This window comes from Neobacillus dielmonensis, from assembly GCF_000612665.1.
Lineage (GTDB): Bacteria > Bacillota > Bacilli > Bacillales > Cytobacillaceae > Neobacillus > Neobacillus dielmonensis.
Window position 1 is genome coordinate 85585 of the sequence record NZ_HG942077.1, and the last position, 16943, is coordinate 102527.

Sequence of the window (16943 nt, forward strand, 5' to 3'; positions counted from 1 at the left end):
TCCCCCGTAGATTATTTTTGTTTGATTTCATAGACTTTCAGATTGGCATATTCAGCAATTAGTGGCGAGGTTTGCCGGAATCCAATTTTTCCGCCTGATAATAATGACCCATAGCTTTTTCCATCGTCCTCCCAGCTAAAGACAACTAGTTCGTTAATGGAGAATTGAATTTTTTCTTCATATTTTTCCAGTTTGATTTGATAGGGCCCTTTTGCATCCGCAACGGAAGGGATGGGGTCTGCCCCTTGTGCTACTAAGTGAAAACCGTAGCTTTTTCTAAGATTACACGTGTGAAAAATGCGTTCATCCGGTTCTTTTCTACGGAAATACGATACATGAAAGGCATTGATATCACCATGATGATACTGATCATAAACGCCATTCCTAGCTTGTAAGGATGAGTCAAAAAGGTCTTTGCCATCCTTACCTTTGGCAGCAAAAAATAATATACAAAGCCCGGGTTCTGCAATCGGCCAAAAATCCCAGGTAACCGCGATATTGGAAGGGAATTCTTCAGGGCACCAATAGACAAAATTAGACTTTTGTCCTTCTTTTGGATCCCGCTTATTTTCCATCCTCATTCGGTTTAAAGGAAAAGTAATGGCCGAATCCCCTTCCATTCTAAAATCGGCAACGTCCTGCTCGGATTGCAATGCATTTTCATAGATCAATGAGTATTCAAAGTTATCCCTGTTGAGCATTTAATCTATTAAACTCCTTTCGGAAATGATTCAACCTGTTTCACAGTTCTATTTTGTAGTAGAGTGTCCCCAATAAATTCAATACACATAATCGCATTTAACGACCATTGTGAAATCGTATTAGTGGTTACCCATGGTAGTTCATGGATTGGTCGAATCACTTCATCTTCTTTTACTAATACTGTTTCTTCATTAATAGATGATTTTCCTACTCTATCATTCAATAATATGGACCATGCTAATTCTGAAAGCTCTTGGTTATTTTTTTTCATGGCAGCATAAGCAGTAATACCAGTTGAGAACATGGGCCAACCATAACTGCCGCGTTTAAATTCTACGGACGTAGAACGAACCTTTTCTTCCCACGGAAGATTATAAAACTCGCCTATTTCGATTAACATCTCTTCCCATTCAGGATCATCGATTAATGGTGAAAGCTCGAACCATACCTGTGGCTCACCCATACAAATTGCTAAGTGTCCCCCAGCAAAATTCCCTATATCATAAATTTTTCCGGTTTTAGGATCATAACCATAGGCAGCTAATGCCTTCATTTTAAGTGGCATCTTTTTTAAACAGTCAATACCCGTCAAAATTTTGTCTCGATACTCCGTATCCTCATATCGCTCCCAGCGGGTCATCCAATTCGATACAAAAGCAGCCCAATCCGGTCCAATTCGAGTGTGCGTCGGATGATCGTCTTTCGGAAAATAAGCCCGCATCGGATCAAGATTAACAGTGGTGTAATCGGCGTTCACCACTTCATCCATAATGTCGCCAATGCGCTCATCAGCTGTCAAATAATAATAGAATCGGTGGAGGCCAGCCATCGCAATCCTTGCTTCTTTACAGCCACAGCCCCAGTGGATAACATTATGCCTCGACCCGAGACCGGCGTATTCACCCATATGATAGACATCCACCTCGCTTGTATGACGGGTCATTGCTTCCGCCATACGGAAGATATCGGATCTTCCTGACCGTAAGAACATGTACCAAAGCCACATGTTCGGCACCAATTCGGTATTTTGCCATGCATAGCCGCCAATATCATAACGCCACGTGTGCCTTACATGATCATAGGTATGCATGACATCCCCATAGTTCCAGAATCCATACCACCGTCTTTGTTCCACCTCTTTTTGGTAGAAATCAATCGTCTGATCCAGTTTTTCTTCTATTTCTTGTAGTGCTGGTGTACAGTGGTCTTCCAAACTCCATTCACCAAAAGCCTTTACCTCATGGTAATATTGCGGTTCGCACACTAATAATGCCGGGTTCTCTTTATCACTGTTCCATTGCAGCAGTTCGCCATGTGCTGGTGTACGATCGAAGCAATGAATAACAAGCTCACTAGTATTGGCAATCCCATAAGGCGTGCTGCGCATTTCTTCAAATCCTTCATAAGAGGATTTCAAATGCGTTTCTGTATCATAATGGCGAAGATCCATTGTCTCTCCATCCGGTGACCAAAACCATGCCTTTAATTCTGCTGTATCTTCTGCCATACCGCTGACTTCCAGAGAAGAAGGATATCTTTTCCAGAAATTCCTAACTCCTGTTGCAAGCCCTCCACTTTCACTGCCTACAAAGATGGTTCCACCAGCACGATGGCCAACAGCCGCATGCAGCCAGCTACACCCTGTTTTCGTTTGTTTGGACAGACAATAGCTGTCCGCTGACTGCTGCACCAGTTTAAACCGGTCCCAAACGGCGGCATCATCCAAGATGTCGAGAAACTTCTCATCCTGATTTTCATCAAAGGTAATAAAGGTACCAGACTGTTGCTTTTTAAATAACTCTTCATATTTTCCTACTGTCCGCATGGTTGCCAGATTCTTAGGCGTCTCGCTAAACAAACCGGTATCACCGACTAAACGGACATGACGATTATATAAAGGACCTTTCATCGGTATAGAAAAGGACATGCCCAATCCTTTAATGTAATCTTCATGCGGATTGCCGTTGTAGATAATGGTATGATTGATTTTAATCGATGCTTGATTCACATAGAAATAGAATCGTAATGTAAAAGGAATCCAGAGTCTTCCCCCATTTACTCGCTCATGTCTGCCCTCTACCTTTACTGTACAGCGGATCGGGCCATCTTGTTCAACCGCTACTCGAGAAATATGACTGACAAAGTCCTCCTCTTTCTTGATGCGGTAACCCGTCGTTTGACTTCTTTCTTCCCGAATCAGGTTTAAGTGGCTTCCTGTGCATATGACTCTATTTTCCCGGGTGATTTGTTTAATAATGGTATTACCGTGTTTATTCAATTGGCACATGATACTGCCAGTATCAATTTCTATGTATTCTTCGGATTCTTTAACGGTCAGGGTGCAATCCGAAACTTCGCATATTCCTAGTTTCATTTTGTATTGGTCTTCCACTTTTCCATCAAAAGACGCAGCATGCGCTGTCCACTTAACACTTCCATCCGGCCAAAATGCAGTGGGCCATGTTTGGATTGGCTGCGGCTTCCCTTGTTCGTTGACCAACACCAGCTGATCCTGTCGTGAAAGAAAACCCCGTTTCCATGGGACTCCCCATGTTACCCCCGTTATTCCTGACGATTGTTGATCCAGCCATTTCAGATTGATATGAGATGTCATGAAACCGCCCCTCTTCCCAATAGTTAAATGAAGAATCGAGCTATGCTAAACAAAGCCCGATTCGATTCAGTTAAAATCATCCCTTAAATTATAACGCTTACTTTTTCGTTTTGGAGTATAGTTGATTCATTTCTTTTGTCACTTGGTCTCCACCTTGGGATTTCCACTGCTCGATTGCGGCTTTTAGGCCGGCCTTGTCGATTTGTCCGGAAATGTACTTAATTCTTGCGTCGTCAATAATTTGATCAAGTTGGGCTCCCATACGGCTATATGTCTCTGAAATCAATCCTGCAGCCGGGTTGCCCACTACATATTTTTCGTTTTCCTTTTGAATTTCTGCCTCTTTTTCTCTTAATGGTGTTTGTTGTGGTTTAATTGTTAAATCCTCAGGGATAAACGTTTGAAACTGGTTCAAATCCTGCAGGTCCTTCAGCACCGTCTTATCAGTAGTTGCAACAACATAGCCATTACCATCTAATGTGTACTGTTTGCCTTCAATCCCATGGAATAATAATCTTTGATTTTCTTGATTATTGGTTTGGTCGATGAATTTAAGAACTCTTTTCAATTCTGCTTCTGTTTTAACGGCAGGTTTCGGAATTAACAAAAGATTACTAAATCCCGATGTTGGCAGATAATGCTTTTTCCCATCCGGATCAGCCACTCCTCCAAGAGCCGTCATAAAAGTTTTTTGTTCTTGCTGTTCGGCAGTTGAATTTTCACCAAATTCAAGCTTATCGAGCTCTTTTTCGATTCTGTGCGCGGAATCCACAACGTCCACAATGACCCCTGCTTTATTATTTTGAATATCGTCGTACCATTTCGACGGAGGCATGGCGGCAAAATCTTTGTTGATGAGACCTTCATCAAATAGCTTTTTGAAGTAATCCAGTGCTTCTTGATATTCAGGGAATTCAAAATACGGTTTTAATTTCCCCTTTTCCACTCCCCATTCGTTCGGGACACCAAACCAAGTTTGGATGTTATCCCATGGACCACTGAATTGAGAAACCGTCATGCCATACGTATCATCTTTACCATTTCCATCTGGGTCATCATTTTTAAACGCAACGAGTATCTTGTATAAGTCATCAGTGGTTTTCGGTTCTTGTAATCCTAGTTTGTCTAACCAGTCTTTTCGGATCATGATACCGTTTCTTCCCAGTGCTCTTATTCTTGGAATCCCGTATAATGTTCCGTTTATGGAAGCATTCTGCCTAATAATCGGGTTCAATTTCTTTAAATTAGGGTAATCATCTATGTATTTGCCTACATCCCAGAATTCCCCGGATTGTGCAGCTTTCACGTAGCTACTTGCCGAAACCATGATGTCAGGCAAATCTCCGGAAGCCAGCGTAATGCTAAATTTGTCGGGATAGGTGTCATTCGGGGTCCATCTTAAATGGATATCTGTATTCGTTTCCTCTTCCAGTTTCTTCACAACCGTACTATTTTCGTCTGCTAGTTCTTGATCAAAGGAAGGCATCATAATCGTAATATCGAGTGGTTTGTTACTATCACTTTCACCACCCTTTTTACTTTTAGTACTTGCTGCTTCGTTGTTAGAACAGCCAGCAGTAATTCCAGCGACCAATAGACTTGAGACAACCACCGGTAATGCGCGTTTCATTAACTTCATTCCATTTTCCCCCTTTGTTTTTTGAAAAGAAATAAATCCAACTGCCATGTCCCCTTAGCTTTTAACCGATCCTAGCAACACCCCCTTAGTGAAGTACTTTTGTAAGAACGGATAGACTAAGAGAATTGGGACAGTTCCTACGGCAATCGTTGCCATTTTAACGGTTTGTGCTGGCGGTTCTACAAAGTTAGGATCCAAACGATCCCCAGCAGCCACAACATTTTGGGACAATGCCACCACTTGCCTTAAAATAACTTGCAGCGGCCATTTTTCCGGACTATTAATATAGAGCAGCGCTGCCGTAAAGTCGTTCCAGTGCCCTACTGCATAGAATAGGGAAAAGGTTGCGAGAATGGGCTTGGATAAAGGCAAATAAATTCTCCAGAGAACCCCCAATTCATTACATCCATCAATACGTGCTGCATCTTCGAGCTCCTTAGGCAGTTCTTGAAAGAAGTTTTTGACAATGATCAGGTTAAACGCACTGATGGCACCTGGGATCATCAATGCCCAATAAGTGTCTAGCAAGCCAAGGCCTTTTACGACCATATAGGTTGGAATCATGCCGCCACCAAACAACATCGAAAAGATCACTAAGCCAAGAATTTTATTTCTGCCTCTTAAATCTCTCCTGGACAGTGGATAAGCCATTGTCATGGTAAAAAACATATTCACCAGTGTACCAATTATGGTTACATAGACTGAAACACCAAGGCTTCTAACCAAGGAACCATTAGAGAAAATATACTCGTAGGCATCCATTGAAATCGTCTTTGGTATAATAAAAAAGGCTCTTGACCTTAATTCCGCATCTGTTGCAAACGAACCCGCGATAATATAGATAAATGGCAGCACCGTACATACTGCAAACAAAATCAAGATGACGTAATTTAAACAATCAAAAATTTTGCCGCCTGTTGAATTCCACTTCCTCATGTTTGATCCCCCTTAGTAAAGTCCCTCTTCGCCAAATTTCTTGGCCAGTTTATTCGCACCCAATACAAGAATGATAGAAATGATTGACTTAAATAATCCAACCGCCGTTGCAAAGCTGAATTGCCCGCTAGTTAAACCTATGTAGTAAACGTAGGTATCGAAAACATCCGCAACCGAACGGTTTAACGAGTTACTCATCAGATAAATGTGTTCAAAGCCATTGTCCAAGAAATGTCCCAGTTTAAGAATTAACAAGATGACAATCGTACTTCGAATAGCTGGCAAGGTAATATGCCAGAGCTGCCGCCATCTTCCGGCACCATCCATCATAGCCGCTTCATACAATTCTGCATTCACACCTGTCAAAGCAGCCAAGATGATAATGGTGCTCCATCCGGTTGTCTGCCAAACGGTTTGAATAATAATTAAGGGTCTAAACCATTGGGGATCCGTTAAAAATGGAATCGTATGACCGGTTACATTTTTGACAATTTCATTGATATAACCGCCGCTTGTCGTAAAAAACACATAGGTCATACTGGTAACTACTACCATCGATATAAAGTGTGGAACATATATTAACGTTTGAATGCCTCTTTTTACGAGTGCGTTTTTCAATTCATTTAGCATCAAGGCAACGATAATCGGTAATGGAAAGACAAGGACCAAATTTAAAAACGATAAAATTAAGGTATTTTTAAATAACCGCAAGAAATCAGGGCTTTGGAAAAAGAATTTGAAATTATCGAGTCCTACCCATTCACTATGCCAGAAACCCAGAAACGGCTGATAGTCTTGAAAGGCGATCAACACACCCCACATGGGCAAATACTTAAAAAGCAGAAAGTAAAGTAGACCTGGAGCAACTAAGAGATACAACCACTTATCTCTTTTTAAACTTTGAAACAATGCTGACCTTTTGTTTGGTTTTACAATCAATGCCGGTTCACTCATTGCTTCTAGTGAAGAACTTGCATCTTTCACTATAATCTCCCCCTTTTATCGATGTATCTTGATTTACAGCATCAATGTGTGCTTGATTATTTTGGATTTCATTATTATCGAAATTTTTAAAATATTTATAGCCTGCTCGTTCCATTGATTTATTCAATCATGGAAGCTCAATCCTGAATAAATTTGCCTTCTCATCATAATAGGAGATTACTCCTTTTATATAAGACACAAATGCATTTATTTCTAGGATAAGGACCCCTAAATCATTTATATATGGTTCAGCATTTAATAGATTTTCTTCCCCATCTACCATAAGATGTGTCCGTCCTTTTTCTGCTATGATGGTTTTGCCGTCTGACGTCAAAGTAAGGAGACCTTTTTCCACATCATAATCATAGTCAAATAGATGAGGTTGTGTATTTTTCATTCTTTCTAAAATGAATAGAATTGGACTGTAGATGCTTCCGTGTTCATAAGAACTATATATCCCCCGTGTATCCGGCTCTTGGCCATTTACGACGATCTTGCAATACACCTTATCATCAGGCTTGTACTTTACAGCGTCTGCCTCAAAGATCGCTTCGAATGGATAAAAGCTTTTAGGCGGGAACTCAGCATAAGTAGGAGCCAGAATCTGCGGGAAATATAGTGACAATGCCCCTGTATCAACCGGTTTGCTTTCAATCGTAACGGAAGTTTCCTGAAGCCCCATCATTTTTGCAATCAATCGAATATTTCCAGCATTTCTAGTTGAACGGATGAACACTCTATTATTCCCGCATTCCGCATACACATGATTTTGATGAATCACGCTATCCTCTTTTCCGTAACCATTAAACCGACCGCTATTATAGCCACCAAGAAAAATTCCCTCACCTTCGATGGTAAAATCAATTCTGTTATTGGCTATTGGATGCAGGCGGCCTTTTTCATCCAGGACCTCCACATCTACATAGGCAATGTCCGTTCCGTCGGCTAAAAGTCCTTGATCACCGACATGTGCGGTCAGTCTCAATTTGGATGGTTCTGCTGCCGTTTCAATGGTATTGCCCGCTACCTGATTCCCGCTATAATCATAGCCCCTGGCAGTAATGGAACCCGATTGTGTGATATCAATATGATAAAAAGGGAAAACAAAGGTATTTACCGGTTTGTCACATATACCAGCCAATTTTCCGTTGATGAAAAGCTCGATCTTGGCAATGGAATAGCTGCCAATCACGTAAACTGTTTTGTCCTTAGGATTCCGTAACCTATATTCGCCTGTTTTTCTCCAGTGAGTGCCATCAAATTCCTTCACCGCATAACGATAATTCGTATCTCCCTCGGGAGGATAATTCCAGTGTCCTACTATTTTTATCATTGGAACAGGTGATTGCATGGTTCGAAAAACCTCAAAGTTTTGCTTCTTTATTCGTAAAGGATCTACACGTCCACTCATTCTGGCATTTTCACTGGCTGCCTGTCTTCCATGCTGGGCAGAGTCAGTCCAGCATAACGCTGCCGCTGCAGAATAATAATGTTTCCCAGAGGCCCCGCCGATACGGTCATTGAAAAATTCCGCATATCCTTTGGCTGCCTGAAGGGCATGATCCTCTGCAGTCAGATCGTGACAGTCACCACCAATTTGTTTCCTTCCGCCTCGCCCAAGCCAAAAATTATCATAATCAAAATCTGGCGGTGTGAAATCATCCCAAACACGTCTTGGTGCTTCCTCGCGCAAATATTCAGTTTCCATTACTGGCATTTTTTCTGATTGGTAGCGTCCCGCATGACGATTTAACATCGTGCCTGCATATTCTGCCTCAGCCAAAACCTCTTCCGTATTTAAGGTACGGCAACCCATATATCTGCCGCCATAAGGGTCAAGCTTCTCTTTTAATAAGCGCATTTCACGCATATGTTGCTTATTAATTGCGTTATTACCCGCCTCCCAAAAAAGAATCGACGGATTGTTTTTAAAATAGATGATAATATCCCGCATTAATTCAACACGCTGATCCCATTGTCTTCCGAAGTTTTCCTTTTCCTTGTCGCCTGCTGGCTGTGTACAAACCACTCCATAACGGTCAAAAGATCGAATGTCAGCGGGGGAACCCGCAACATGCATAAATCGGATATGATTGGCATTACTTTCCCGGATTAATTTTGCATCCATATCTTTGAGCCAATCTGGAGCCGTACCAATTGCAGCCCATTCATTGGCTGCACGCTGGGCATACCCCGTAAGCCATACTTTTGTTTCATTAATAACCAATCCATCTTTGAAATCATAAGAAAGCTTCCTAAAGCCTGTCACAGTCGTTACTGAATCTATAACCTCTCCATTGTGAATAAGGTAGGTTTGTACGGTGTAGAGATAAGGATCGTCTGGTGACCAAAAACGCAGGTTGGAAATTGGGTTGGAAGCCTTTACAATTGTAACCTCAACTGAGTCTGTTACGGTGGGTTGGACTTTCTCTTCAGACAGTGGTATGTAGCTATTTCCTTCTTTTCTGTAGGCGTCTCGTGGAGTAATCGATAATGGTGGGTAATCAGGGAGATTCTTCGCTGCTGGAATAAAGACTTGGTCAGAAGATATACGTCCTAATTCTTTTCCTTTATGGTCAAAAATAATCGATTCTAGTGTAATGGATTCATCCGAGCCAGTCTCATTTCGGATTTCCGCTTGCGAATGGATCGTGGCTTGTTCGTGTTTTATATTAAAATCAGTCCCATAAATATAAACGCCTTTTGTTTGTAGATTGCTATAAATGGGAAGTGTAATATACAACTTTGGCTTTACATGTAACTTGATATTCTTAGAGAGTCCTCCAATACATGGATTAAAGTCATTGCAATTCCAAAAGAAGCCAACCCCTCGTACAGATTCGGGTATACTATCTGGAATTTGCGAGGCCATGAAGAAGCCTGGTTTTGCTCCCGGCATATTTGGTGTCTCCGCTGCAAAGGCATCCAAATTTCTAGAGGAAGTATTGTCTGTTGCAACGGCAATTAAGTTCTCGTGGTCATAATCAACATATGGAGTTAAGTCAAAAGCAAAAGGTGCTACCCCTGCCTCATAATATCCTGCCATTTTTCCATTTACATAGAGGTAACAGGTTTGACGGATCCCTTCGAATTCGATGAAAACTTTTTTACCATGATGAATGGCAGGAAGGTTAAACCATTTTCGGTAGAATGCAAACGTTCTTTTTTGTCCACTTCCAGCATCTTCAATGCGAGAAACGAATAAATCCTTGTCATTATAGGTGTGCGGAACCCCAACCGCTTCCCAATCCTTTTCTGCATACTCCTTTTCAAAAAAATATCTTCCTGCGTCATCCTTCCATTTATCCAATGCCTTGTTCAGAGGAAAGGCGTCCGCAAGCATAAACTTCCACTCATAATTAAAGTTATAAACCTGTGCCTGACTTTCAACTGATGGTATGACGGTCTCGTTTGCTTTACTGTTAACTCGCATTTTGATCCCCCTGTATAAAATACCTTTCTCCTTGAAAAGGCTTTAAACAACATTTACTGAATGACCATCCTTTTTCCTCAACTATGAAGTCTTAAACGTGAACGTTGATATTCTTTCGCCGTAACACCTACTTTTAATTTAAAATACCGGCTAAAATGTGAAACGCTTTCAAATCCACTTTCGAAAGCTACGTCTTTTATTGGCTTACTTGGTTCCATCTCAAGCAAAAACTTCGCTTGATTTAACCGGCACCCCATTAAATATTCCATAACAGTAAACCCTGTCATTTCTTTAAAAACATGGGAGGTATACGATTTACTTATATTGAGGTTCTCGGATATCTGATCTAAAGTAAGACGTTCTTTATAATTATTTTGAATATATCCTGCAATATTCTCGGCGTGCTCTTCCTTTTCAATCTTACTCGTTGTCAGTTTCCTCGAATCCATCTGACCAAGACGATTGACCGTAAATAATATCTCTACCAACAATACTTTCATCTCTGGTACCACGCTGTGATCATCTAAGTTATATTTATCTCTTAATATAGCAAGCCGCTTAAATAGCTGTTCTAAGAGCTTCGATTCTTCGTTTTCACTGCTGCGAATTAAACAATGATGCAACTTCTCAAACACTTCTAATAGGTGAAAAGCTTTTAATTCGGATAAAACACCATAAATCCATTCCGGGGAAAAATGACAAGTGCTCCGTATATATTCTTTATCTTGCTGGACATTTGCTCTGTGCAGAGTTTTGCCATCCATCAATAATATATCCCCAGGCTCTAGGTCGTATATTTGGTTATGGATCAAATATCGACATGATCCCTCATGAAAAAAATAAATTTCGTAGTGTTCTAAATGGGCATGATAATCAAGCTGCTCCCAAATTCCCTTTGATCGATACCTTACTAATAACGGTTCAACCACATGAACCCATCCTTTCATGAAATTATTTATAGTATATAATCCTCGTCATTTTAAGTCATTGCATTAAAGTGTTAAATTTTCCAATAAATTTTACCAGAAATGCTTTTTATAAACCATTTTGAGTCAAGAAAGTTTTTGAAACATAACTTAATACTTACAAGGGATTAAGCCAAAAGCAGGCCCACAGTACTAATAGACTAGTAGTTTTTATATTCTACTAGTCCATTTTACATATATCAAAATGTTCTGTTTTCAGATATTTAAAACTCCTCGTTTGTTTAATAGAGCCTATTAAAAAAGAGAGAAACACCCACATAGTTAAATTGGGTGTTTATCTCTCATTAGTTATTCCTTATTTGGTGATTAATGCATACGCTTCTTGTAGAAGAATTTCTGCTGTATCCTGATCAATATGCTTTCCTGATTGTGCCTCTATTTCATGGATAAAAGAAGTTAGGTTGTGATCTTTTAGTTTCATCTGGAGGCTGTTGGCGATTCCATCATTATCTATTTTTCCGTCTTGGTCGAAGTATGTCACTAGTTCCTGTAAGGAAATAATGGGATCTTGGTCAGCAAGGTAGCCTAATCCGTATTTAGAAAGAGGACTAGTTGGTACAGCACGCATAAATGAAACTTCAGGTAAGCTGCCGTCCGCTTTTCTAGGTGAAGATAATTGGGCCACATCCAGACTTACAACATCTTTTGCAGTAATTGGAAGACCACCATCGATGGTCCATGAATTATTCGCTAGATTTTCTGCCGGTGTTTTATCATAGTCTATATTATCGGTTAATGTACCGATATAAGAGATATTATTGTGTAAAACCTCTCTGTAACCTGGGATGTTGTTTATATCAGTCGGGTCAACGCGCTCTAGCATATTGAAGTTCGCACCATAAGAAAGGCCATTGTTATAGGCCGTGTTATTCGTCCAGTTAGCTGATTGCCCTGGCATATGGTTCGCATAAAAGCCATTGGCCCCGTTATTAACAGCCAAGCAATATCTAACGGTATGAAGTGGCATGGGGTCTGGAATTCCAGTTGTCCGATATGTATATCCGCCGACCTTGAACCCATTTTTGTCTCCGATGCCATTCTGATTACCTTGATTATTAAAAGACCAGTCATGGTCATAAGTTACTGGACCATTTGAACTGAGACTTTCAAATCCATCATCACTGTTATTCCATGCACGGGAGTTAATGAACCAAACGGCATCTCCATGTGCTCCAAAACCATCTGTATTGGAGGCTGACACATCTGTTGGCCCAATGTTGTTATAAGCATCAGAATTTAGAACAATTCCCGTTCCATGTCCAGTAAAGTTAAAGCCATTCGCTTCATTATCATGGGCAGCCATATTCTCGAAATCAGCTTGACCCCTAATTCTAAAAGCTTCCGATTGCTTTTGGTTCCCTACTTTAACGCCTGTCACCTCAAAACCTTTAAATTTGATACCGGTTACGCGATCTTCCACAAAAAAGGCAGCGACCCGTAAATTAGTGGGTACATTTCTGAAGTCAAAGACAGGTCTTTCTCCAGGATAAGCTTCATAGGTGATTCCACTTTTTTTAATATCATGTACGTAATTATAATCTTTATCTGTCTTTGCAATTTTGAAATCATCATAAATTCCACCACGAATATATACGGTATCCCCAGAGGAGGCTGCTTCTTGCGCTTTCATCACACTTTTAAATAGAGCTTCTTTCGTTCCTGGATTGCTATCATTACCAGTCGGCGAAATGTAGTAGGCATCCTGAACATCTGATGTGATTTCATCTGCGTTAACTGCGGTGGTCATAAACAACGAGGCCAACATACAACCGCTCAAAAACATGCTCCCTATTTTTTTCAAAAAAATTTCTCCTCTCGTCAATCGATTTTATTCAAGCTGATTTTCCCTTCCTTTAAACGTTTCAAAAGTGAAAGTTTAATAGGAAGGAAAAATCCGCACATTATAAGATATCTAACGGGTATAAAATTCAGAAAGCTGTTCGTCTGTCAGTGGATATCCCGGTTTATCTTCAAATCCCATGACATATGCCTTCAAAGTTTCCTTTTGCTGCACATCCACCGTTAAGTCCGTTGTGAATGTAACAGTTTGTGTACCTTCTATTGTGTTATCAATTTGCTCATTTGCATAGGCAGTGCCTTTTAACTCGCCATTGGCCTTATGGATTTCGACAATTCCCCGCCCATAGGTGGATAAGTCACCTTGTTTTGTCACAGTCATCGATACTATTTTTCCATTTGCATCCAAAACTACGTTTTCGATGGCTAGCGGATATTTATGAGTAACTCCAGGTACATATGGCTTGGGGTACGCACTATTTGGTGCCGGTCCTAAACTTGTGATGGAATCAGGAACCGTATAGGGAAGTTCATCTCTTACACCCTCCAATAGACCTGCTAATACTTTTGCTTGCGGTGTTTCAGGATGATCATTCACGATAGCTTTAACACCATCAAAAAACAGTTTCGCAAAATTGTCCGCACCTGCATCATTCGGATGAGTGCCGTCTACCTTCTCGCCTTGCATTCCCCTAAAATAGTAATCTGTACTCTTGGCTGTTTTCCCCAAAGCTTCACAAAGCTGCGAATACCATGAGAGTGTTGGTGCATTTAGGTCAACAAAGGCAATATCTGTTGCGCCTGCAGCCACTTTCTCTTCCACATATTGTTTTCCAATCGTAGAAAAACCGTCTAAAGTAGAAGACCATGTGTTTGCTGCCGCATTGTATTGATAGGCATTATGCCGATCTACTGGGCCTACAATAATGAAATTAGCTCCCTTACTGTGAACATAATCATAGTAATAGGAAATGCCATTATAGTAACCTGTTGGACCGTCCGTTTTATGATTGTGTCCAAACTCAAAGTAGATAAAATCGCCAGGCTTAATCCGATCTTTAAACTGATTAAAATGTTTGATACTACTATAGTTATTCAATCCGCTTTCTGCATGATTAGATACGGCAATATCTTGGCCAATATATTTAGACAGCGCTTGCCCTACACCTGAATAGTTTTGAAGCCTAAAATAAGGAAGTGGAGCTAATTGGTCATTCACGGTAGAGTCACCAAGAACCCAAAGAGTTTTACCTTGCTTCATCTGCATAATTTTAGCAGAAGAAATGGCGGCATTTTCCCCGCTTACGGCAATATTCAGCATCGTATCTACATATGTCCCCGTTACCTTGGAATACACATCTTGAACATTTACATTAAATTCATAGGTCAAACTAGTACCTGCAGGAATCACCTTTTCGGTTAAAAGAAAATGCCTTTTTTCAGAAAACAAATTGACTTTAGCATCCTTGCTTTGATCAGCACCCGTTAAAGTAACTTTAACTTTATAATAGGTATTTGGTGTAACATTAACGGCAAATCGAATTGGCATATCCGGGTCTGTAACAGCCACTGCATCCTCATCGGCAGTTTTCGGATTTGGTTTTGAAACGTCTTGAAGCTTAATCTCTTGTCCTTCTTGCATGACAAATCCGTCACTTCGATTATCCTCTTTGTAGCCATCGGGTCCCAATCCTAAAAAGCCATACCCTCTATCCGCTGTGTAGGCTAAATTGGAAGGTACACCTGTATAACCATTTGCCACATTTTTAGCAGAGCCGAAGTCGAACCTCCAGATTTTGGATTCCTTGTTGAGCTGGTCAGCAAGGTAACCTAAGCCTTCTTTGTAAGGTTGACTGGAAGTGACTGGACGCATAAAGGAAACATCAGGTAAACTGCCATCTTCTTTTCTAGGTGCAGATAATTGGGTGATATCCAGACTTTCAAAATCTTGATCTTTAATGTTAAGACCCCCATTGATGTTCCAAGAATTGTTCGTCATATTTTCTGCCGGCGTCTGAGCATTGTCGATGTTTTCGATTAATGTCCCCTTATACGAGATGTTATTGTGCAAAACTTCTCTGTAACCAGGGATGTTGTTTATGTCCGTTGGACTAACACGTTCTAGCATATTAAAGTTGGCACCATAGGAGAGACCATTATTATAGGCCGTGTTATTGGTCCAGTTTGCTGATTGCCCTGGCATATGATTTGCATAAAAGCCATTGGCGCCATTGTTTGCAGCTAAACAATATTGAACCGTATGGAGTGGCAGTGGATCTGGGATTCCAGTAGTGCGATAAGCATACCCGCCGACTTTAAACCCATTTTGGTCGCCTATTCCATTTTGATTACCCCGGTTATTAAAGGACCAGTCATGGTCATAGATTACCGGACCTTGTGAACTGATACTGTCAAATCCATCATCGCTGTTATTCCATGCACGGGAGTTAATGAACGAAACAGCCTCCCCATGTGCTCCAAAACCATCTGTATTGGAGGCTGATACATCGGTTGGTCCAATATTGTTATAAGAATCCGTATTTAGAACCGTTCCTGTCCCGTGGCCGGTATAGTAAAAACCGATTGCTTCATTATCATGGGCAGCCATATTTTCAAAATCGGCTTGCCCCCTAATTCTAAAGGCTTCGGATTGCTTTTGGTTTCCTACTTTAACACCAGTGACATCGAACCCTTTAAATTTGATACCGGTTACACCATCTTCCACAAAAAAAGCCGCCACACGTAAATTAGTGGGTACATTTTTGAAGTCAAAGACCGGTCTTTCACCAGGATAAGCTTCATAGGTGATCCCGCTTTTATAAATATCATTTACATAATTATAATTACTATCGTTTTTTGCAATTTCAAACTCATCATACACTCCACCGCGAATATATACGGTATCCCCGGAAGAAGCCGCTTCCTGCGCTTTCTTCATACTTTTGAATGGCGCTTCTTTCGTTCCTGGATTGGTATCACTGCCGGTTGGAGAAATGTAATAACTTGTTGGACCTGTTGGAACAGTTGGCGTATCTGAACCTGGTGACGTAATCCAATTCGTATAATCACTCGGGTTCTGGCTGCCTGTGGTTAAGTATATTTGCTTAATGGCAAAGCCATCTTCTCTCACCCATAGATTGAGGTCATGCAATCCCGCTTTGTCGACAACTAATGGCCCTAACTGGTTCCAAGTAAAATTACTCGTGCCTTTGAGCCCTTTCCAAACTTTCCACCCTCCATCCAGACCAAGATGAATGGAATCACTGGATGTATCCGGCGCCTGGGCTAGCACCCACACATTATAAGTTCCCGGAGTGTCAAAATTGATTTTATAAGTGAGTCCAGGTGCATTCCCATTGAGGTTGTTGGTATCTGTCCAATATTTACCATTATTAGGGCTTTGTAAGGCTCCATCTTCCTCTGTCCAAGTATGTCCAGACACATTCGTGACTTTCGCGATATTCGAATTTTGTAGTGCTATATTGCTATCAAATCCAATCTGTCCATCCTTCACATTTAGTGTAATTTCATCATCTGCATAAATGGCTTTTGGCATAAACATAGAAATAAGCATACAACCAATCAGAAACAAACTCCCTATTTTTTTCAAGTATGATTTCCCCTCCCGTGAGTAGTGGATCAGAGCTGACCCATCCTCGCTCAAAAAGTTTCATAGTTTCCATGGAATTAATAAGTATGAATAATTTCACCTCCTTAAAGGACACCAGTAAATCCAATTAATGGTAATAATACAATAATAGAATTATAGTCCAAACATTCAGTTATTTCATGGCCTGATAATATCTAGTTTTCCTTCAAAATTATCTGAGAGTCCTTTCGATAACCTCTTCA

9 protein-coding genes are annotated in these 16943 nt (G+C 40.7%); all 9 read right to left on the bottom strand.

The features are described from left to right. Window positions 1-11 precede the first annotated feature (11 nt). The 9 genes from BN2425_RS18200 to BN2425_RS18240 all read right to left on the bottom strand — a co-directional run bounded on the left by BN2425_RS18200 (window position 12) and on the right by BN2425_RS18240 (window position 16701). A complete protein-coding gene (locus BN2425_RS18200; RefSeq protein ID WP_042462416.1) occupies window positions 12-701 on the bottom strand; it encodes a DUF1961 family protein in 690 nt (229 codons plus the stop codon). Between the two features lie 8 nt (window positions 702-709). Then, window positions 710-3316 carry an exo-rhamnogalacturonan lyase family protein gene (locus BN2425_RS18205; RefSeq protein WP_042462418.1) on the bottom strand — a complete coding sequence of 869 codons (2607 nt, stop codon included), beginning with the start codon at window positions 3314-3316 and terminating at the stop codon, window positions 710-712. Window positions 3317-3413: 97 nt separating this feature from the next. After that, window positions 3414-4955, bottom strand: a complete 1542-nt coding sequence (locus tag BN2425_RS18210; protein ID WP_042462476.1) for an extracellular solute-binding protein — start codon at window positions 4953-4955, stop codon at window positions 3414-3416. Window positions 4956-5009: 54 nt separating this feature from the next. Continuing rightward, complete coding sequence (locus tag BN2425_RS18215; protein ID WP_042462420.1) at window positions 5010-5891, bottom strand: carbohydrate ABC transporter permease; 882 nt, start codon at window positions 5889-5891, stop codon at window positions 5010-5012. 12 nt (window positions 5892-5903) lie between these two features. Further along, complete coding sequence (locus tag BN2425_RS18220) at window positions 5904-6845, bottom strand: ABC transporter permease (protein ID WP_042462478.1); 942 nt, start codon at window positions 6843-6845, stop codon at window positions 5904-5906. Between the two features lie 157 nt (window positions 6846-7002). Beyond that, window positions 7003-10308, bottom strand: coding sequence for a glycoside hydrolase family 2 protein (locus BN2425_RS18225; protein WP_052352950.1), 3306 nt, complete (start codon window positions 10306-10308; stop codon window positions 7003-7005). 77 nt (window positions 10309-10385) lie between these two features. After that, on the bottom strand, window positions 10386-11237 hold the full coding sequence (locus BN2425_RS18230) for a helix-turn-helix transcriptional regulator (RefSeq protein ID WP_195891967.1): 852 nt from the start codon (window positions 11235-11237) through the stop codon (window positions 10386-10388). 352 nt (window positions 11238-11589) lie between these two features. Further along, a complete protein-coding gene (locus BN2425_RS18235; RefSeq protein ID WP_235714680.1) occupies window positions 11590-13095 on the bottom strand; it encodes a right-handed parallel beta-helix repeat-containing protein in 1506 nt (501 codons plus the stop codon). Between the two features lie 111 nt (window positions 13096-13206). Continuing rightward, on the bottom strand, window positions 13207-16701 hold the full coding sequence (locus tag BN2425_RS18240; RefSeq protein ID WP_235714681.1) for a right-handed parallel beta-helix repeat-containing protein: 3495 nt from the start codon (window positions 16699-16701) through the stop codon (window positions 13207-13209). Window positions 16702-16943: the final 242 nt, after the last annotated feature.

What these genes read in the sequence shown, in the direction of transcription:
- BN2425_RS18205 (WP_042462418.1), bottom strand. Translation starts at nt 3,316, where the DNA reads ATGACATCTCATATCAATCTGAAATGGCTGGATCAACAATCGTCAGGA.
- BN2425_RS18215 (WP_042462420.1), bottom strand. Translation starts at nt 5,891, where the DNA reads ATGAGGAAGTGGAATTCAACAGGCGGCAAAATTTTTGATTGTTTAAAT.
- BN2425_RS18220 (WP_042462478.1), bottom strand. Translation starts at nt 6,845, where the DNA reads ATGAGTGAACCGGCATTGATTGTAAAACCAAACAAAAGGTCAGCATTG.
- BN2425_RS18225 (WP_052352950.1), bottom strand. Translation starts at nt 10,308, where the DNA reads ATGCGAGTTAACAGTAAAGCAAACGAGACCGTCATACCATCAGTTGAA.
- BN2425_RS18210 (WP_042462476.1), bottom strand. Translation starts at nt 4,955, where the DNA reads ATGAAGTTAATGAAACGCGCATTACCGGTGGTTGTCTCAAGTCTATTG.
- BN2425_RS18200 (WP_042462416.1), bottom strand. Translation starts at nt 701, where the DNA reads ATGCTCAACAGGGATAACTTTGAATACTCATTGATCTATGAAAATGCA.